Source organism: Micromonospora sp. DT44 (genome assembly GCF_049841635.1).
Classification (GTDB): domain Bacteria; phylum Actinomycetota; class Actinomycetes; order Mycobacteriales; family Micromonosporaceae; genus Micromonospora.
The window spans coordinates 1-18,061 of sequence record NZ_JBNCKS010000090.1 but is presented as its reverse complement, the minus strand read 5'-3'; the positions used below and the strand labels follow the sequence as shown (position 1 = coordinate 18,061).

The window sequence follows — 18,061 nt, the reverse complement described above, 5'->3', positions numbered from 1 at the left end:
AGGAATGATCGATCAAGGGCTGTCCCCATAATCAGCCGGGGTCGATGCCACCGCCCGGCAGGTTAAAAATCAAGCTAATCGTTCAAGCCGCAGTCCTTGGCCGGCGTGGGCGTGCACGGCAGCTTCCGGTAGTCGGCCGGCGGTGAGACGGTTACCTTGGCCAGGTTCTCCTCGGTGCGGGGCAGCCACTCGTAGTCGCTGGTGGTGGTGCCGGTGAACACCTTGCTGACCACCCGGACCGGCCGGTAGGACTGCGCGTCGACCCAGATCTGCATGGACTCCTCGGCGGTCTTCGCCGCGTCCATGGCGCTGTCCGGGCCGCCCAGCCACTGCAGGTGCACGGTCTGCCTGCCGTTCAGCCGCTCCTTCCCGACGAGCGTCACCTTCCCGCTGTCGACGGCGCGCTCGAGGTCCTTGGGGTTGAGCGACGGCGGTAGGTACTGGACCTGGTTGGTGTCGGCGGGCTTGAGCGAGGCGACCCGGTAGGTCCACCACTTCTTCTTGTCGTGGTTCAGTTCGACGGCGGTGGAGCCGTCCAGCGCCAGGGTGTACGAGCGGACGTCGCCGTAGTAGATCTTGTTGTCCTGCCGTTCGCGGCTGGTGGTGCGGTCGGCCCAGAGCTCGATCAGGCTTGCCTGCTTGCCGTCCCGGCCCTGGTGCTTGGCGGTCTCGTGCTGGACGTAGCCCGGTAGTTCGCCCAGGGCGGTGGCCGTCTGCTCGGCGACGTAGCCGACGGTGAGCATCTCCGGCGCCTCCCTCGGGGCGCCGCCGCCGGGAGCGAACGCCAGCGAGGCGCCCACGGCCACGGCGGCGACTACCGGCGCGGCCACGGCCAGACCCAGTGCCCGGGTACGGCGCCTGTTCCTGCGGTGCAGGGTCTCGGTGAGATTCGATGGTGCGGTCATCGTGTACGTCTCCTCGTGGAGCCGGTCGCCCAGCAGGCGGCCCAGCTCTTCGTCGTTGAGAGCGGTCATCGCAAGGTCCTTGCCTCTTCGGTTTCGTGAAGGTCGCCGAGTAGTTCGCGCAGCCGTGTCAGCGCGCGGGAGGTGTACGACTTGACCGTTCCGATCGAGCAGCCGATCAGCTCCGCCGTCTGCTCGATGGAGAGGTCTTCGAAGTACCGGAGCACGATCACCTGTCGCTGCCGTACGGGAAGTTGGGCCAGCGCTGTGGCGACCGTCTGCCGCTCCCCGACGCCGTCGAATCCGGAGTCGGTGGAGCGGAAGGCGTCGGGGTTGTCCGGCAGCGCCGTCTCGCGCGGGCGTCGCAGCAGATCCCTGATCCGGTCCCGGGACAGGTTGACCATGACCTGCCGGACGTACGGCTCAGGCCCCTCGCGGGCCTTGGACCAGCGACGCATCGTGCGCAGCAGGGCCGTCTGCAGCAGATCCTCCGCGTGGCCCCGGTCCCCGGTGAGGAGGAACGCGAGCCGCAGCAGCGCCGCCGACCTCTGCTCGACGAAGGTGTCGAAACTCGGATCAACTCTCACGGGGATAAGGACTCCGACCGCCCGGCGGGGGTTGCCACCGCCGGCCGCCGTCACAAGCGGCGAGGCGCGAGCTGTCAAGCGGTGTGTCGGGAACATGCCAGATGAGTGTGCGCTCGGCCACGGAACGTGAAACTGATACTCCCGGCCGCGAGGAAGCCGATGACGACCTCACCCCTCGAGCGGGCTGCCGAGTCCTTTGCGGCCGAGCTTGCCCGCCAGCGCGCCGGGCGGGGCCTCTCCAAGAAACAACTGGCCGTTCTGATGGGTTTCGACCCGTCCTACGTGAGCCACGTCGAAGGGCGCCGACACCGCCCGACCGAGGACTTCGCCCGCCGCGCCGAGGCCGTCCTGGAGGCCAGCGGCGCGATCTGGCAGCGGTTCCGCGAGTACGACGACCTCCGGCACGCCCGCTCCGGCCAACCGCAGCGCGAACCCCCGCTGTCCGGCCAGTGGCTGCCCCCCGGCACCGGCCTCGTGGTGGAGCGGGAGTTGGCCACCCTCACCCACACCGACGACGGCTACCGGTGCGTCATCCACCGCGAGCTGTACAACGCGGGCACCGAGCCGGTCACCCGCTACCTCGTCCGCGTCGCGGTGGACCGCTACCCGAACGATCCCGGTCGCTCCAACCGGCACCATCGGGAACACCCGCTCACCTTCGCCGAGCTGCAACTACAGGCCCGGCGCGACGACGGCACCGGCGACTCCGAGCCGATGCACTGGCGGGCGAAGCACGACCGGGACGCGTTCAAGGAGATCTGGCTCCTCTTTGAGAACGGCGAACGCCGCTTCCCGCTGTACCCCGGCGACCGGACCAGCATCGAGTACGCGTACAGCGTCGGCCACGACAAGTGGGGCCCCTGGTTTCAGCGGGCCGTCCGGCTGCCCACCCGGCGTCTCGCCGTACGCCTGGATCTGCCGGCGGCGTTCGACCCGCAGGTCTGGGGCGTGGAGACCTCGCTCTCGGCGGAGGAGGGCCCGCTGCGGACGGCCCCGCAGCGGCACGACGAGGGTGACCGGGCGATCGTCGACTGGCAGACCGACGACCCGCCGCTGAACGCCCGCTACCGGATGCAGTGGCGCTTCCGGGCTCGGCCGGACACCGAGCCGGACGCCGGCCCCGGCGCCACCCGGGTCCGGCCCAGCGACCGCATGCGCGGGATCGGCATCGTGCAGCGCGGCGACGACCTGCTCCGACAGCCGGTGCGACAGTTCGACCTGCCCGGCGAGGAGCAGGCGGCCCGCGAGATCCTGGACCGCCTCACCATGGCGCTGGCCCGGCTCGACGAGCTGCACCCGTTCAGCAAGGGGGTCGGTATCGCCGCCCCGCAGCTCGGCATCGGCCGTGCCGCCGCCGTCGTCCGACCCCCGGACCGCTCGGCGGAACCGGTCGCCCTGCTCAACCCGCGGGTGGTCGACGCCGACCCGGAGACCGACGAGCAGTACGAGGGGTGCCTCTCCTTTTTCGACCACCGCGGTCTGGTGCCCCGGCCGCTGCGGCTCGACGTCGAACACGCCCAGTGGGACGGCAGCCGGATCATCACGTCGTTCGAGTTCGGCATGGCCCGGCTCGTCGCGCACGAGGTCGACCATCTTCAGGGCAGGCTCTACGTGGACCGGATGGCGCCGGGCGTGCCGCTGGTGCCGGTCGAGGAGTACCGGGAGACCGGGCGACCCTGGCGCTACTGAGACAGGGAGGGACCGGGGCGCGCGCCCCAGGGGGCAGGGGCACGCGCCCCGGTGTGGGGGGAGGAACGTCTAGAGATCGCCGAACGTGTCGTAGCGGACGGTCGACGGCGGCACCTCGTCGGCGGCCAGCACCCGCAGCGTCGACCGGACCATCTGCGCCGACCCGGAGACGTAACAGTCGTGCGTGGTCCACGGGCCGTACCGGGCCACCACGTCCGGGATGTCGCCCTGCTCGCCGTCGAAGTCCGGGTCGTCGCTGCACGCGGCGGTGACCGACAACCACGGATATGCGGTCACCAGATCCTGTAGCGCGGCCAGCCCGTACAGGTCCGTCGCCTGCCGGGCGCCGTAGAAGACGTGCACCCACCGCGTCCGGTTGTAGGTGGCCAACTCCTCCACCAGCGCCTTGATCGGCGCGAGCCCGACGCCACCGGCCACGCAGAGGATGTCCCGCTCGGAGGAGCGGTCCAGGGTCATCGACCCCATCGGCGCCGCCAGCCGCAGCAGGTGCCCGGGCTGCACCCGGCGGACCAGCGCCCCGGACACCCAGCCCGCGCCAGGGCTCCGGACGTGGAACTCCAGCACGTTGTCGTCGTTCGGGGCGTTCGCCACCGAGTAGTTCCGCCACACCCTCGGGTGGAAGCGGGGTAGCTCCAGGCTGACGTACTGGCCCGCCCGCCAGGGCAGCGGATGTTGCAGGGCCCGGCAGGTCAGCACGGCGATATCGGGGCCGTGGCGCTCGTGGGTCAGCACCTCGGCGTGCCAGAACGGCGGGTTGTCGTCGTCGGCGGCCCCGGCCACCATCTTCGCGCAGATGGCCGCGTACGCGTCCAGCCACGCCTGGTCGTACTCCAGGTTCCAGCCGTCGCCGGCGGTGCTGCGCAGCGCGTCGAGCAGCGCGACGCCCATCGTGGCGTAGTGCCGGTCGTCGACGTGGTACTTGCGGTGGTCGCGGCCCAGCGCGCGCAGGAACTCGTCGAAGCTCTCCGGGTCGTCCACGGTGTGGATCGCCGTGATGATCGCCTCCAGCAGGCGGTCACCCTGGCCGGTCATCTGCACCGGGAAGAGCTGGCGCAGGGCAGGATCGAGCAGGAACACCCGAGCGTAGAAGTGCCCGGTCAGCCGCTCCCGGTCCTCCTCGACCAGGGTCCAGCTCTCCTTCAGCAACCGTGCGACATCGTCCACCGGTGCTCCTTCTCCAGACGGCAGCGGATCGGGCACCCATAGAATCTCCACGGAGCGTGTGCACTGGTCGCACAGAATGTGCGATCGGTTCATGCCGGCCGGTCGGCCCTGCCCGCCGGCCGGTCCGTCGGGCAGAGTGGTGCGGTGACCGTTGAGCTGACCCGCCCGGTGTCCCGCCGGCTGCTGGGGACCGAAACGTTGCTGGTCCTGGGCCTGTCCCTCGGCCAGTCCGCCGTCTACGCGGTGGTCTCGATCATCGCGAAGCTGACCGCCGAGGGCCCGCTCTCCAAGCAGACCGCCGCCCTGAACACCTCCGCGTCGGCCCGCCCCTGGCTGGACCTGACGTACCAGCTCCTCGGCATCGTGTTCGCGCTGCTTCCGGTGCTGCTCGCCGTACACCTGCTCAGCAGGGACCCCGGCGACCCGGCGCGGACCCTCGGCCTGGACGCGCGGCGGCCTGGCCAGGATCTGGCCCGGGGCGCCGGCCTGGCCGCGCTGATCGGCCTGCCCGGCCTGGCCCTGTTCTGGGCGGCGGCGCACCTCGGCCTCAACGCGACGCTGGTGCCGGCGGCCCTACCGAAGGTCTGGTGGGCGGTCCCGGTGCTGATCCTCGCCGCCGTGCAGAACGCGGTGCTGGAGGAGGTGATCGTGGTCGGCTACCTGGTCACCCGGCTGCGCCAACTCCATTGGCGGCTCGCCGCGATCATCGCGGCCAGCGCGCTGCTACGCGGCAGTTACCACCTCTACCAGGGCTTCGGCGCGTTCGTCGGCAACGCGGTGATGGGCGTCGTGTTCAGCCTCTTCTACCTGCGTACCCGCCGGGTGATGCCCCTGGTCATCGCGCACACCGTGCTCGACGTGGTCGCCTTCGTCGGCTACGCCTCACTGCCCCGCGAGTGGTTCGACTGGTTGTGACGCGGCCGGTAGGCGGCCACCGCCCGGGCCGCCAGCCGATCGGCCGCCGCCGCGTCGCCCAACGTGGCGGCGACGACCGCCGCCCCCGGCACCAGTCGGGACGCCAACCGCAACGCCACCCATCCGCCGGCCTGCGCGGTGAGCGGCGCGGCCAGTCGCCAGGCGGCCTCCGCCGCCTTCGGCCACGTCCCCTCCACCGGATCGCTGGCCTCCCGCGCGCCGACCAGCGCGGCCCGCGCACTCGCCGCGTCCGGATGCACCTGGGTCAACACCAGCAGCTCCTCGGCCCGATCGGGATGCGCCGGGTCCCGTCCGTACGCCGCCGCGAGGTGCAGCACCAGGTTCGCCTGGGTCCAGAGCACCGACACCAGCTCCGCCAGCGGCGCGAACAGACCGGCCAGCGCCGACGCCGCCCCTCCCACGCCCGCCGCCCGCACATACCGCCGGGTCGCCAGCCGGGCCAGACCGTCCGCCGGAGCATCCGGGTAGCGGTCCCGCAGCTGCCGCGCCCACTCGGCCGCGCCAGGTCCGAGCGTCCGCACCGCCTCCATCGCCAGGAACTCCGGCGCGAAGCCGGGATGGTCACGCAGGCGCGCGACCACCGCCGGCAATTCGGGGGTACGCGTCGAAGCCGTCTCCGGGTCAGCCGACGGAAATGCCGCTGCGGCCGGTTCGGGCGTGATCGCGGAGGCCGCTTCTGGCGAGGGCGTCGGTGAGGTTTCGGGTGCGCTCGCCTTCGGCGTGGCGGCTCTGTGCGGGGTGACCTTCTCCGGCTCTGGCGTGCGCGGGGTGGACTTCCTCGGCGTGGCCGGGTCCGGAGTCGCGTTGTCCTGGGTCGTCGAACGCGAGGTCGCCTTGCTCGGGGTCGCCTTGCTCGGGGTCGTCTTGCTCGGGGTTGCCTTGCTCGGGGTCGTCTTGCTGGGGGTCGTCTTGCTCTGGGTCGTGGCGCGGTTGGGCGTGGGGCGCTTGCGAGGGGTTGGCGTGATCTCGGTCGGCTCGGGTGTGACGGGCGTCGCCTCCGGGATGGCCGGCGCTGGCGGAGGTGGTGTCGGTGCGACGGCCGCCGTGCTGGTGGCGGTCTTCCGGGGCCGGGGCGCCGGCGCTCTCGGCGGCTGGCCCGTCGGTTCTCCCACCGCGCCGGGAAGCGCCTGGTCCTGGGCGGGGTGAGCGGCGCCCTGGGCGGGGCGGGCTGCCTTTTTGGCGCGCTTCTTGGCGGGTTCCTTGGTGGGCTGCGCCATGTCTTCGGCGGGTTCCTTGGTGGGGTGCGGCGCGTCGTCGGCGGCGGGTGGCTCGACCGGAGCGCTCTGCGCGCCGGTGGGGGCGGGCTCTGTCTGTCGCGGCAGGGGACGGTTCGGATCCGGTGGCTGGAAGATCACCGGTGCCGCCTTGGCCCGGCGGGGACGCGGGCTCACCGGTGCCGCAGGGGCCGCCTCGGCGGACTGATCGGTCGCCTGCGGTGGCGTGAACGTGGCCCGCGCCGGGCGCCGACGCGGGCGCTCAGCAGGCTCCTGGCGGGTCGGTTCGCTGGGCGGCTGCTCCTGCATATCGATGGAGCGTAGTCCCGATCACGTCACCGCACAGCGGTGAAATTCTGGGGCGCGCCGCCCGGGTCGGCGTACCCAGGAAGTCGCTTTGCCCCCGGTGGGTGCCGACCTGTATCCTCGGGCGCGGTGGTCTGCGGGCCACCAGGGAGACTTCGCCTAGTCTGGTCTATGGCGCCGCACTGCTAATGCGGTTGGGGTCTTAAAGCCCCTCCCGGGTTCGAATCCCGGAGTCTCCGCGCGAAAGCCGGGTGTGTACACTGGCTGAGCACGAGCGCCCGTAGCTCAATGGATAGAGCATCTGACTACGGATCAGAAGGTTAGGGGTTCGAGTCCCTTCGGGCGCACCACTTGAGCAGGAAATATAGCCAATCGGCTATATTTCCTGCTTTCGTATGGGTCACGTGTGGGACACGGATGTGACACACGTTTGCGCAGGTCAGGGGCCCTTTTTTTGGCGGTTGCACCCCTCAAGCGGCTTCCCCGACGTCCGAGCAGCCACCGGAGCAGCCCCGTCTCACTGGTTGGGATTCCTGGGTGCGAAAATGGGACGCCAAAAGCGCGGGTTCGCTCGTTTACGCAGGTAGCGGCTTCGCCTTGGTTCGGTGCTGGAGGAGGCCCTGCGGCGAAAAGCATCTCATTATGCGTCATATGCTTTCGTATGAAAGTGGGCTTCCCCGAGACGACGTGGCTAGCACCTGCGGTCGCAACCACGAACGGTGGACGTGCTGGTTGGCACCCGTCCAGCCTGTCGATCGGGCGGCCGACGCGATGGCCCGGCCGCGGCGATGGCAGAACTTGTTGAGTGCGGCAGCTGAGTGATCAGGTCGGCAGTTGCCGCGGATCATTCGCCGGGAAGCCGGCTCACCGATTCGACGAGAGCGGGCCACGGGCCGCGCCTGCTTCGCTCGGCGGAACGCGATGCTGGCGATGACCCGACCGACCTAGATCAACTTGAAGATCCTCGAACCGCCCTTTGAAGAGCGCAAGCGGTCTTGGTGAAAAAGTGCGTGCGAACGTGATCATGCCTCGGTAGGCCTGAGGCGACGCGAGCACGACCAGGCCAACGCCCGGCGAACGGCGGCAACCTCGCTGGGTTCGGTTGCCCGCTCGTCGAGAGTTGGCCTGGTCGTGCTCGCCTGCGTCTCATCATCGGTGTTGCGTTTACGCAGGAGTCAGTTGGGCTTTGCCGTGCGGTAGGTGCGGCGCCGCGTTGCTTGGCGCCGTTGCTTGATCTTGCGCTGCCGGCAGGCCTTCATTCTGTTGTTGTCCGGTTCTTGGCGTGGCGTGTTTTTCGCCGTCTCCTCCTGGTGGTCGGTGTCGCGGGTGAGTTCGATTTGCCGCTTGATCTCCGCGCCCGGCTTGCTAGCTGCGATGAGGTAGGTGGCGGTGGCGTCAGCTGCTTCGCGGGCTGCCGGCGGGAGGACGGTGGTGTAGGTGTCGGCGGTGAGGCGGATGTTGGAGTGCCCGAGTTGCTGTTGGATGGTTTTGATGTCCACGCCAGCGGACTGCGCGAGGAGGGCGGCCCCGTGCCGCAGGTCGTGCAGGCGGATCGGTGGGAGCCCGGCGCGGTCGACCAGCAGGCGTAGGCGTTGGGTGAGGTAGCCGGGGTGCAGTGGCAGTCCGTCGGGGCTGGTGAACACATAGCCGCTGTTGTGGCACACCATGCCCGTGCCAAGGCGCCTGGCCCGGCGCTCCTGTTGCCGCATGCGATGTTGCCTCAGCACTCGCATGGTGTACGTGTCGAGCGCGAGCTCGCGACGGCTGGCCTTGGACTTGGGTGGGCCCTCGTGCACCTCGTAGCCGGCGGTGGTGCGTTGCCGGACCACGGACAACTGCCCCTCGTGCAGGTCGACGTCGGCCCATCGGAGACCGGCGGCCTCACCGCGTCGCAGTCCGAGTAGAGCCAACAGCCACCACAGCGGGTACAGGGTGTCGTCGCGGACGTAGTCCAGGAAGCTGGCGAGCTGCGCCGGCGTCCAGACCGCGACCGTCGGCCGTTCGCCGGTGGCCTTCCACTCGGCGATGCGGGCTTCCGTCCACGGCTGGGGACCGGTGCGCTCCCGCGGAGGTAGCTCCATTCTCGCGGCCGGGTTGTCCTCGATGAGGCCCTCTCGGTATGCGCCGGTCAGGGCCGCCCGCAGTGTCGCGTGGATGTGCTGCAACGTGCAGGCTGTGTGCAACTGCTCGGCTCGGTTACGAGTCTTGGCGATCTGCGCGAACGCGGCGTTGAGCTGCCGCGGGTTCAGGTCGCCGAGGATCAGATGGCCGATGTGGGGGATCAGGAAGTTTTCGATGTCGCGTGTGTAGTGCATCTTGGTCGTGGGTCGAATGCGCTTGCGGTTCGCGAGCCAGTAGCGCAGCCATCGGGTGACGGTCCACGACTTGCCTGCCTGTTCCTCTCGCGACAAGGCCAGCAGCTCGTCACGTGCCCGGCGGGCCGCCTCCTCGGACGCGTAACCACCCCGCCGGACGCGTTCGACCTGGCCTAACAGGTTCCGCGTCGAGCAGTGGAAGTACCAGCTCCCGTGATCGGGCTGCGACAGTTTCGGGCACGCCTTGCCCAGCGGGCGGTTGGTCTCGGGGTGCAGGCAACCGCACCGCTTCGCAGTCACACCGTGGCTTTTCATGGCATTTATCCCTTCGGTTATGTGTCACACTTATTGACGAATGAGCACCCCCATGAGCATCTGATTGCGGCCAACTTTGAGGACTCGTGCCGATAGTTTTGGTAGTGGAAACAGTTCTGCGGGAACGGGATTGGGGTTCGGGGGCCTAGCCGCGGTCTAGGTCAGAGCGCGAGCGCTGGTCGGGTCGAGGACATCTCGGCAAGGCCGGACGGGGTGACTGCCAGTACGCCTGCACGCTGCAGTGGGCGGGCCTGTAGCAACTCCGTCATGGTGCGGTCCCGCGGCGCTTAGACCTTGACGGTGGGTACCCGCCAACCTACTGATTCGTCCTTGAGGTGGTGACGTCGTCAGCGACCCGGCTACGGCGTCCCGGAACCCCTGTCGGTCTACGCCAGTTCGATGGGCATGGTGTGTGCGGTGCGTGCTGAGGCTGCCGCTGTGTGGGCGACGAGGACGGCGTGCAGTCCGGCCTCTAGGCAGGCACCTTCGTTGCCGTGACCTAGGAGCGCTGCCTGGAATGCGCGGTGTTCGGCAAGCAGTGGGTCCGCCGGCTGCAGCGCGAAGCGGGTGATGTCGCCGGGAGCTACGCCCCGGTAGGCCGGATGGTCAGCCGCGGGTGCGGAGGCGCCGTTGCTGCACCATGTCAATGATGCGGCGATGGTGTCGGCGATGAGGCTGCCATGTTCCCCGGTGACGGTGATGATGCGTTCGGGTGCTGGGGTCAGCCAGTTGACGCGGTGCTGGGCAATGGTGCCGTCGGCGAGCTGGGCGATCGCGGCGAGTAGGTCCTCGTGGGGTCGGCCGCTGCGGTGCGCGGTGCGGGCGGTGATCGAGGTGTATCGCTGACGGGTCAGGTCGGCGGTCAGGTCGATGTCGTGGGTGGCCAGGTCGTGGATGACGCCGACGTCGGCGATCCGGGCGGGGTAAATGCCGGTGCGGCGGGTGCTGATGTCGAAGACGTCGCCGAGTAGTCCGTTCTGCAGTCGGGCGCGCAGTCCGGTGATCGCCGGGTTGAAACGTTCGGTGTATCCGACCGCGGCCGGCAGCCCGGCCGTTCGGTAGGCGTCGACCAGGCGGCGGGCCGATTCCGGGTCGGGGGCCAGAGGTTTCTCGATGAGCGTCGGAATGTCGGCGGCGGCGAGACGCAGACCGAGTTCGGTGTGCCGTGAGGTGGGTGCTGCCAGGACGGCGTAGTCGATGCCGTGGCGCAGCATGTCGTCGGCGTCGGTGAACAGGGCGATGCCGTCGGCGATGCGGTGGGGGTCACCGGCCGGGTCGACGGCGGCGACCAGGTCGACGCCGTTGAGCGCGCGCAATGCTCGGACGTGGTGCCTGCCCATGTGCCCGAGACCGACGAGGCCGGCGCGTAGCGGTCGGCCGGTCATGCCGCCAGCTGCTCTCGGCGGGCGTGCCGGAGCACGGCGGTGACGATCCGGTCAAGGTCGCCGCGGGCGAGCCCGGGATGCACGGGCAGCGACAGCACCTGGGCGGCGGCGGTATCGGTGTGGGGCAGGTGAACGGCGGTGCGGTAGGCCGGGCTGCGGTGCAGCGGGACCGGGTAGTGCACGGAGCAGCCGACCCGGTCCTCGTGCAGGGCCTGGGCGAAGGCGTCGCGGTCGTCGTCAACGCGGATCGTGTACTGGTGGTACACGTGCCCGGCGCCGATGCCAGTGGTCGGCGGGGATATGCCGGCGACACCGGCCAGTGCGGCGTCGAGGTGCGCGGCGTGGGCCCGGCGGGCCGTGGTCCGAGCGGGGAGCTTGCGCAGTTGGGTGCGGCCGATCGCGGCGAAGACGTCGTTGAGGCGCCCGTTTGTGCCGACGATCTCGTGGCAGTAGCGGGTTTCCATGCCGACGTTGCGTAGTAGCCGCAGCGTGCGGGCCAGGCCCGGATCGGCGGTGGTGATCATTCCGCCTTCGACAGACTGCATGTTCTTGGTGGGGTAGAAGCTGAACGCCGCGGCGGTGCCGAATGTGCCGACGGGGCGTGCATGCAGGGTCGCGGCGTGGGCTTGGGCGGCGTCCTCGATCAGCGCGATTCCGTGCCGTCTGGCCAGCGTGATCAGGGCACCGAGGTCGGCGGGGTGGCCGAACAGGTGCACCGGGATGATCGCCGCGGTGCGGCTGGTGACGGCGTCGGCGGCCGCGGCGGGGTCAAGGCAGAACGAGACCGGGTCGATGTCGGCGAAGACGGGTGTCGCACCGGTGAGGCGGACCGCCGCGGCGGTGGCGGCGAAGGTGAACGCCGGGATGATGACCTCGTCGCCGGGGCCGATGCCCAGGCCGAGCAAGGGCAGCCACAGGGCGGTGGTGCCGGAGTTGACGGCGATGCAGTGCCGGCCGTCGACGAGGTCGGAGAACTCGTCCTCGAACGCGGCGACTTCGCGGCCTTGGACCAGTGCTCCGGAGCGCAGTACCCGGACGGCTGCGGTGATGTCATCCTCGTCGAGGTGGGGGCTGGCCACCGGGATCACGTCGATCATGGGGGTGTCCTTTCCTGCCGAGCGCCGCCCGGGCAGGAAAAGCCGGGCGGTCAGTGTTCGGGGTTGGCGGGATCCCACCCGTGGTGCAGGTAGGCGGTGCTCTGGGTGCGTAGCGCGTCAGCGCAGGCGCGTAGCCGGCGGGCCATGTGCGGAGCCATGAGCTCGTCCCACTGCTGCGGCCCGGCCAGGCACCATTCGCTGAGCTCGTCGGTCTGCAGGCTCACCCGCTGCTCGGCCTGGTCTTGGGTGATGCGGCCACCGTCGAACAGGAAGTTCGCCAGCGCGGGCCTGCCGTCGGGTTGCGGGGGAACCCAGTCGAGGACCAGGAGCCGGCCGGGTGTCAGGTCCAGGCCGAGTTCTTCCTTGATCTCCCGACAGGCTGCCTGCCAGGGGTATTCGCCGTGCTCCAGCCCTCCGCCGGGAATTTCCCAGGTGTCGGTGCGGTAGCTGGGCCGCACGAGCAGGATCCGGCCGTGCTCGTCGTGCAGGACGGCACCGGCGCCGGTGATGCTTTTCGGCAGGCTGGCGTAGTAGTCGGCAGGAGGTAGCGGGACTCGACTCATGCCGGGCGACGCTAGCCAACCATGGGGGCCTGCGCACCCCTGCCACCCCGCGTGCCCCGAACGGGTGACCGGGCGGGCCGTCAGCCATCGCAGGCGTCCACGGGGTCGCCGAGCAGGTGCAGTTCGTCGCCGTGGCGGACGTATCCGCGCGAGCAGCGTGGGCACCGCAACGTGTCGGCGAGGGTGCCTCCGCAGGTACACACCCAGCCGCATTGGCGGGCCGGGTTGCCCGCGACCAGGGCGTAGGGGAGGACGTCGCGCACGACGACCGCGCCGATCGCGACCAGGGCGTCATGCCCGACGGTGACCCCCGGCGCGATCATGGCGCCCGCGCCGATGGTGGCCCGCCGGCCGACCGTGACAGGGCACTGGTTGAAGTCGGTGTGCTCCTTGCGGCGCCCGTCCGGGGTGGTGGCCCGCGGCGCGGGGTCTTCCAGTAGCGCGGCGTGCGGGCTGATCATCGCGTCATCGGCGATGTTCGCCCCGAACACGCACGCGTAGTTGCCGAGTTTGACGCGGTCGCCGAGCTGGCTGCCGGCGCCGACATAGGCGCCTTTGCCCAGGGTGCAGTCCGCGCCGATGCTCGCGCCGGCGGCGACCTGCGCCTGATGCCAGAGCCGGCTGCCCGCGCCGACGACGGCGCCGTCGTCGACAACACCCAGCTTCGTCTCAGCGGCTCCCGGCCCTGCGGGGTCCTCGTCGGCGGCCGGACCCACGGTGTCGAGGTAGGAGAGGAGGTCGTCGACGTGCCGGGCGCCGGCCAGGACATGGTCGGGGACGGTGACGCCGGTGGCTTGCTCCACGGTGTGGACCAGCACGAGGCGGTCCAGGGAATCCAAGCCGAGATCGGCGAAGGACCGGTCGCCCGCGATGGGCCCGGGCTGGGGTCGAACCGCGGTGACTGCGGCCAGGAGAGCCGTCCGCAGCGTGGCGGTGTCAGCGGTGAGCATCGGGCGTGCCTTTCATCCGTCGAGGCAGGGCGAACAGGGCAGGGACGACTTCGACGACCGGGGCGGAGTGCCACAGACGACGCAGCGCCGCGCCCTGCGCGCAGGCGTCGTCGAGTAGCACCCGTAGAGCGAGTTCGACGAACCCGGCGAACTGTTCGGCCGCAGCCGCCGGCAGGCTCGCGCCGCCCTGCAGGAGGTGCTCGATCAGTGCCTGCGCGGCGCCGGCGTCCAACGCGTCGCCGGCGGCTGGGGTCGGCATCGGGCGCAGGACCCGGTACGGGTGGTCGTCGAGCGCGCCGGGTGCGGTGATCTCGTCAGCGATCAGGTCAGCGATGCGCGGTGCGAGCAGGACCCCGCACCGGTAGGTGGCGGTCGCCACCAGCAGGCCCGGGTCTCGGGTCCGGCCCAGCAGCGGCAGGTGGTCCACCGTGTACGGGCGCAATCCGACCCGGTGGCTGCACAGCTGCGCCCCGGCGAGGCGGTGGTCGAGCAGGGTGCTCGCGTCGGCGGCCAGCACGGCCAGTTCGTCGAGCGTGACCGGGCGGGTGCGCTCGGCGCTGGTGGTCAGCCGGTTCGTCGCCCCCAGATACACGGTGCCGTCCGCGCGGGGGACCAGGTGCGCGCCGCACGCGAACGCCGCGTTCGGGGTCCGGACCACGTGCGGCACGCTGATCGCGGGGGCGTGCAGGAGCACGCTCGCGCCGCGGCCGGCCAGGATGGGCGGCACCCCGACCCGGCGTCCGGCCTGCTCCAGCAGCGACGCCGTCGCAGCGCCGGCCGCCAGCACGACGTCGCCGGCTTCGACCCGCGTGCCGTCGGCACACCGCACGATGCCGGTCGTGACGGCGGTCGCGGTGGTGTCGTGCCAGGCTGCCCGCCGGTGCCGGCGGACGACCCGGGACAGGGCCTGCATCAGGGCACCGCTGTCGATGCGGGCCTCGGTCGGCAGCCACAACGCGCCCGCCGTGTCGACTGGCGTACGCAGGCCCGGAATCTGTCCGGCGTCATGCTCCTCCGCCGGGTGGCCTGCTGCCCGCGCCGCGGCCGCGATCGGTGCCAACTGCGCCAGCCGCCCGGCCGGCGCCAGTACCCAGGTGCCCGCCACCGTGGACACCGCCGGTTCACCACTGGCGGCGAGACGGCTCAACCAGACCGGGTACGCCTGGTGAGCGGCGAGCCGTTCACCGGTCTCCACAGCGACCCGTTCGGCCGGGTGACCCGGCTCGATCTCCGAGAACGTCGACAGCATCGCCCCGGCGGCCCGAGTCGCCTGCCCCGCGTGGTCCCCGCCGTACGGGCCGATGACCGCCACCGTCAGCCCTCGGGCCAGCAGCTCCTGCGCGACAGCGAGCGCGACCACTCCGACGCCGACCACCGCCACGTCGTAGGTCTCAGGCATCGCCGACACCGGCCTCGGCAGCGACGAGCTGCGCGATCGCCGTCTCCTCGAACGCGACCTTGGCCTGCAGGAGGCACCGACGGACGCTCGTGACCGCCGACCGGGGATCGCCCAGGGCGGTACGACCGTGAGCGATGCGCCGCTGGTCGGCGATGAGCAACTGCCCGCGGCCCAGCATGACCGCCCGGGTCTCGACGCTCAGAGCCTGCGCGAAGCGACGCAGCACCGGCAGGTGCTCGTGGTTGCGGGGGTCGTCGAGCACCTTGCCGGCCCACCGGATCCACGGCCAGCCACCACCCGCGGCAGCCGCCGCCACCGGGAACGGCAGCAACGGGGCACCCACCCCGAGTAGGCCATCCGCCCGGCCCTCGAAGACCTCGGTCCGGCGCAGCAGGGCTTGCTCCGCGTCGGTCAGATGCGCCAGCGCCTCCTGCAGATCACCGATGAGCGAGACGCCGCCGCCGGCTGGATCCGGGCGCAGCACCAGCAGACTGGTGTAGTCGGGCACGTGGTGCACATTCGGTGCGTCGATATGCAGCGCCTGCGCCCCGAAACCGCCGAACGACGCCTGATCATGCTCCGGCGACGACTCGCCGCCGATCCACAGCCCACCGCCCTGGTCGATGGAGAAGAAGGGCCGGCCCAGCGTGGCGAGCAGCCCGGCGGCTGCCCGTTTCACCTCCTCGTCACCGAGGCGCTCCGGCAGCGCGACCACCGCCCAGCCCGGCGCGGTCGGTACGGCCCGGGCCAGCCGCCGCCGGAGCTCATCGAGCACCGCCCGGGCATCCGGTGCCTTGAGCACCTGGCGGGCCGCGACCACGTTCGCCGCGGCCCACCGGTGGCCCTCCATCTTCAACGTGCACACCTGCGCCAACCGACGCGCCAACGTGCTGGGCACGACTACCCGTACCGGATCTGCGAACAACATGACGACCTCCTTTCCCGAGCCGCTGCCTGCCGGCCCCGCTGGTGATTGGTGCATCCATCACCGCCCATCGCCACCGCCCGCCGCCAGCTGCTGTGCAGGGCCCGCAACGCGTTTGCATAACCCGTACAACACGACCCACCACCTCGCCATGACAGTCGGTTACCGTGACGAAGGTGGATGCCAACGAGCGCAGACCAGCACCAACCCACCCGATGTGGCAATCCCCGGAACTACGCGCTGCCGTCGCCCGCGACGACGCCGGAGCCGTCATCCGCCTCGTGCGTCAAGCCGCAGGTCTGACCCAGAGCGAACTCGGGCACCTGTGCGGATACTCCGGCTCGACGATCTCGCGCCTCGAACGCGCCCCACTGCACGACATCGACGTCCGCCGCCGACTCGCCCACGCCCTGTCCATCCCTGCGGTGATGCTCGGGCTCTCGGATGACGTCCGGCGACACGACGGTCGTGCCGCCCACACCTCGGCCGCGCGCAACCCCGAGCCCGATAGGCTCCGCCGATCAGGCGACGGCGAAGGCGGCGACTTCATGCGACGACGGACCTTCCTGGCAGGCGCAGCCGTGACTGCGGTCGCCGGCCTCACCGCCGGCTCCGGGCCGGGCCCGGCGACCAGTCTCGAAGCGCTGCTGCTCACCGGCGGCTCCACAGCCCTGCCGATGGCACCCGACGCGCTCACCACCGGCCTCGCTGCGGCGAGCCGCGCCTACGCCGACAGCCGCTTCGCAGAACTCACCCGCGGACTTCCCAGCCTGCTGTCCGGTCTACACATTGCCCGCGACCAAGCGGCCGGCCGCCAGCGCGAAGCACTCGCCGGCCACCTCGCCCGGGCGTACGTGCTCGCCTCGTCGGTCAGCACGAAGCTCGGCGACGACGCCATCGCCTGGGTACTCGCCGACCGCGCCCTGACCGCCTCCCGGGAAACCGGCAACGGGGTGGTAATGGCCGCCGCCACCCACACCGTCGCGATCGCCATGCGCCGCGAAGGCCACCACGACGGCGCCCTGCATCTGCTCACCACCACCGCCGAGGGCCTGGGCGCCGACTCCGGCGGAGCCGACGCGGCCCTCATCGCGGCGTACGGGAACCTGCTGTGCACCGCCGCGTACAGCAGCGCCCAGGCGGGCAACGCCCCGGCTGCCGCCGCATTCATCGACGAAGCCGCCGCAGCCGCCGGCCGGCTCGGCGGGACCACCGTGCCCGGCACCGTCGTGCCGCTGAGTCCGGCCACCGTCGCCATATACAAGATCGGCGTCTACACCGCACTCGGCGATACCGGCACCGCACTGCGCAGCGCCGAAACCGTACGACCGGCAGAGTTGCCCAGCACCGAACGGTACGGCCGTTTCTGCGTAGACACCGCCCGCGCGTGGACCCATCACGGTAAGCCCGACCGCGCCGTTCAGGCCCTACTCTCCGCGGAGCGGCACGCCCCCGAAGAGGTCAACCGCCCCTCGGTCCGCGACCTCGTGTCCTCGCTGCTATACGCCCCGACAGCAACTCCGGCAGGGCTCCGCGATCTCGCAACCCGCGTCGGCGCCACCACCTGACGGTCAGAACCTGCCTCAGACCGAGCCGACCGGCGGGCTCTGGCCGTCGAGCCAACGCTCGATCGCAGTGACAGAGCCGAGGCATGTGAGGCCCAGCCTCGGCCGAACGACCCAAGCGCGATCACCGCGCCGACCTCCATCGGCCTGGGCAGGCATGTCGGTGAGACCACGCTCGTGCCGTATGCGCACGACCCTCGCGCATCGGCTCAGGCCCCGAGCTGGCCAGAGCGGCGCTTACCACCAACGCGCGAACAGCGGCGGCGTGCCGCTGGTCGAGTGGATCGGCGTCGGTGTCGCTCACCGGTCAACGCCGAGAGGCCGACCGCGGCACGAACATCCCGCACCCGGACCGGGCGACGCGCCGCGAGGTCATAGCGCTGCGCGTTTGCCCCAGGAAATTTATGAGGTGCCCGGCGCTCAAGAACTCCTCACCGGCCTGCCTTGACATCCCCCACCCGGCCAGGCTGTACGGCGCCGGGGAGAACAGCCGCAACGAGTCCCCGCCACGCCGCCACGCGCCACCCGGCTGTGACTGGGCATCAAAGGTCACGACACGCGGCGGACCTCCTCCTGTCGACGCCGCGTGAAAACTGACCCCGTGGTTCCGGGCGGGTTCCAGTACTTGTCGCAACACAGCTGATCATGTGGGGTGTGTTGATGGGACGACGAGGACGCAAACGCCGGCTCGAGATCGAGACGGAGTACTGGCGGCTGCTGCAGGCAGG

General features: G+C 70.7%; 14 protein-coding genes and 2 tRNA genes. 5 read left to right on the top strand and 11 right to left on the bottom strand.

Features of this window, described 5'->3' with window-relative positions:
• Positions 1–74: 74 nt before the first annotated feature.
• Both ACLQ25_RS31030 and ACLQ25_RS31025 read right to left on the bottom strand, forming a co-directional pair.
• Positions 75–974 carry a hypothetical protein gene (locus tag ACLQ25_RS31030; RefSeq protein WP_425734286.1) on the bottom strand — a complete coding sequence of 300 codons (900 nt, stop codon included), beginning with the start codon at positions 972–974 and terminating at the stop codon, positions 75–77.
• Positions 971–1,495, bottom strand: coding sequence for a SigE family RNA polymerase sigma factor (locus ACLQ25_RS31025; RefSeq protein WP_425734287.1), 525 nt, complete (start codon positions 1,493–1,495; stop codon positions 971–973). The genes ACLQ25_RS31030 and ACLQ25_RS31025 overlap by 4 nt, the downstream gene beginning before the upstream one ends.
• Before the next feature lie 153 nt (positions 1,496–1,648).
• Between ACLQ25_RS31025 and ACLQ25_RS31020 the strand changes: the two genes are divergently transcribed.
• Positions 1,649–3,178 (top strand): peptide deformylase, encoded by a 1,530-nt coding sequence (locus ACLQ25_RS31020; RefSeq protein WP_425734285.1) that lies wholly within the window; start codon positions 1,649–1,651, stop codon positions 3,176–3,178.
• A 69-nt stretch (positions 3,179–3,247) separates the two neighbouring features.
• Here ACLQ25_RS31020 and ACLQ25_RS31015 read toward each other — a convergent pair whose 3' ends face one another.
• Positions 3,248–4,363, bottom strand: a complete 1,116-nt coding sequence (locus ACLQ25_RS31015) for a globin domain-containing protein (protein WP_425734284.1) — start codon at positions 4,361–4,363, stop codon at positions 3,248–3,250.
• 144 nt (positions 4,364–4,507) lie between these two features.
• Between ACLQ25_RS31015 and ACLQ25_RS31010 the strand changes: the two genes are divergently transcribed.
• Positions 4,508–5,278, top strand: coding sequence for a CPBP family intramembrane glutamic endopeptidase (locus tag ACLQ25_RS31010; protein WP_425734283.1), 771 nt, complete (start codon positions 4,508–4,510; stop codon positions 5,276–5,278).
• On the opposite strand, the gene ACLQ25_RS31005 is transcribed toward ACLQ25_RS31010, so the two are convergent.
• The gene (locus ACLQ25_RS31005) at positions 5,239–6,822 is read right to left on the bottom strand and encodes a hypothetical protein (RefSeq protein ID WP_425734282.1); all 1,584 of its coding nucleotides are present in this window, start codon (positions 6,820–6,822) and stop codon (positions 5,239–5,241) included. The two genes, ACLQ25_RS31010 and ACLQ25_RS31005, sit on opposite strands and share 40 nt — an antisense overlap.
• Positions 6,823–6,967: 145 nt before the next feature.
• Between ACLQ25_RS31005 and ACLQ25_RS31000 the strand changes: the two genes are divergently transcribed.
• Positions 6,968–7,058: transfer RNA gene (locus ACLQ25_RS31000), tRNA-Ser, on the top strand.
• Between the two features lie 35 nt (positions 7,059–7,093).
• Positions 7,094–7,169: transfer RNA gene (locus ACLQ25_RS30995), tRNA-Arg, on the top strand.
• An 825-nt stretch (positions 7,170–7,994) separates the two neighbouring features.
• On the opposite strand, the gene ACLQ25_RS30990 is transcribed toward ACLQ25_RS30995, so the two are convergent.
• The 7 genes from ACLQ25_RS30990 to ACLQ25_RS30960 form a co-directional block, all read right to left on the bottom strand.
• The gene (locus ACLQ25_RS30990; RefSeq protein WP_425734281.1) at positions 7,995–9,449 is read right to left on the bottom strand and encodes a tyrosine-type recombinase/integrase; all 1,455 of its coding nucleotides are present in this window, start codon (positions 9,447–9,449) and stop codon (positions 7,995–7,997) included.
• A gap of 386 nt (positions 9,450–9,835) precedes the next feature.
• Complete coding sequence (locus ACLQ25_RS30985) at positions 9,836–10,834, bottom strand: Gfo/Idh/MocA family protein (protein ID WP_425734280.1); 999 nt, start codon at positions 10,832–10,834, stop codon at positions 9,836–9,838.
• Positions 10,831–11,931 carry a DegT/DnrJ/EryC1/StrS family aminotransferase gene (locus tag ACLQ25_RS30980; protein WP_425734279.1) on the bottom strand — a complete coding sequence of 367 codons (1,101 nt, stop codon included), beginning with the start codon at positions 11,929–11,931 and terminating at the stop codon, positions 10,831–10,833. The genes ACLQ25_RS30985 and ACLQ25_RS30980 overlap by 4 nt, the downstream gene beginning before the upstream one ends.
• Positions 11,932–11,981: 50 nt before the next feature.
• On the bottom strand, positions 11,982–12,494 hold the full coding sequence (locus ACLQ25_RS30975) for an NUDIX domain-containing protein (RefSeq protein ID WP_425734278.1): 513 nt from the start codon (positions 12,492–12,494) through the stop codon (positions 11,982–11,984).
• 80 nt (positions 12,495–12,574) lie between these two features.
• Positions 12,575–13,444, bottom strand: a complete 870-nt coding sequence (locus tag ACLQ25_RS30970; RefSeq protein WP_425734277.1) for a phosphopantetheine-binding protein — start codon at positions 13,442–13,444, stop codon at positions 12,575–12,577.
• Positions 13,431–14,843, bottom strand: a complete 1,413-nt coding sequence (locus ACLQ25_RS30965) for an FAD-dependent oxidoreductase (RefSeq protein ID WP_425734276.1) — start codon at positions 14,841–14,843, stop codon at positions 13,431–13,433. Before ACLQ25_RS30965 ends, ACLQ25_RS30970 begins: the two co-directional genes overlap by 14 nt.
• On the bottom strand, positions 14,836–15,771 hold the full coding sequence (locus ACLQ25_RS30960; protein ID WP_425734275.1) for a TauD/TfdA family dioxygenase: 936 nt from the start codon (positions 15,769–15,771) through the stop codon (positions 14,836–14,838). The genes ACLQ25_RS30965 and ACLQ25_RS30960 overlap by 8 nt, the downstream gene beginning before the upstream one ends.
• Positions 15,772–15,944: 173 nt before the next feature.
• On the opposite strand from ACLQ25_RS30960, the gene ACLQ25_RS30955 reads away from it, so the two are divergent.
• Entirely contained in the window at positions 15,945–17,336 is a 1,392-nt protein-coding gene (locus ACLQ25_RS30955) for a helix-turn-helix domain-containing protein (protein WP_425734274.1), read from the top strand.
• The last annotated feature ends 725 nt before the right edge of the window (positions 17,337–18,061 follow it).

What these genes read in the sequence shown, in the direction of transcription:
- ACLQ25_RS31030 (WP_425734286.1), bottom strand. Translation starts at nt 974, where the DNA reads ATGACCGCTCTCAACGACGAAGAGCTGGGCCGCCTGCTGGGCGACCGG.
- ACLQ25_RS31020 (WP_425734285.1), top strand. Translation starts at nt 1,649, where the DNA reads ATGACGACCTCACCCCTCGAGCGGGCTGCCGAGTCCTTTGCGGCCGAG.
- ACLQ25_RS31005 (WP_425734282.1), bottom strand. Translation starts at nt 6,822, where the DNA reads ATGCAGGAGCAGCCGCCCAGCGAACCGACCCGCCAGGAGCCTGCTGAG.
- ACLQ25_RS30990 (WP_425734281.1), bottom strand. Translation starts at nt 9,449, where the DNA reads ATGAAAAGCCACGGTGTGACTGCGAAGCGGTGCGGTTGCCTGCACCCC.
- ACLQ25_RS30985 (WP_425734280.1), bottom strand. Translation starts at nt 10,834, where the DNA reads ATGACCGGCCGACCGCTACGCGCCGGCCTCGTCGGTCTCGGGCACATG.
- ACLQ25_RS30980 (WP_425734279.1), bottom strand. Translation starts at nt 11,931, where the DNA reads ATGATCGACGTGATCCCGGTGGCCAGCCCCCACCTCGACGAGGATGAC.
- ACLQ25_RS30975 (WP_425734278.1), bottom strand. Translation starts at nt 12,494, where the DNA reads ATGAGTCGAGTCCCGCTACCTCCTGCCGACTACTACGCCAGCCTGCCG.
- ACLQ25_RS30970 (WP_425734277.1), bottom strand. Translation starts at nt 13,444, where the DNA reads ATGCTCACCGCTGACACCGCCACGCTGCGGACGGCTCTCCTGGCCGCA.
- ACLQ25_RS30965 (WP_425734276.1), bottom strand. Translation starts at nt 14,843, where the DNA reads ATGCCTGAGACCTACGACGTGGCGGTGGTCGGCGTCGGAGTGGTCGCG.
- ACLQ25_RS30960 (WP_425734275.1), bottom strand. Translation starts at nt 15,771, where the DNA reads ATGTTGTTCGCAGATCCGGTACGGGTAGTCGTGCCCAGCACGTTGGCG.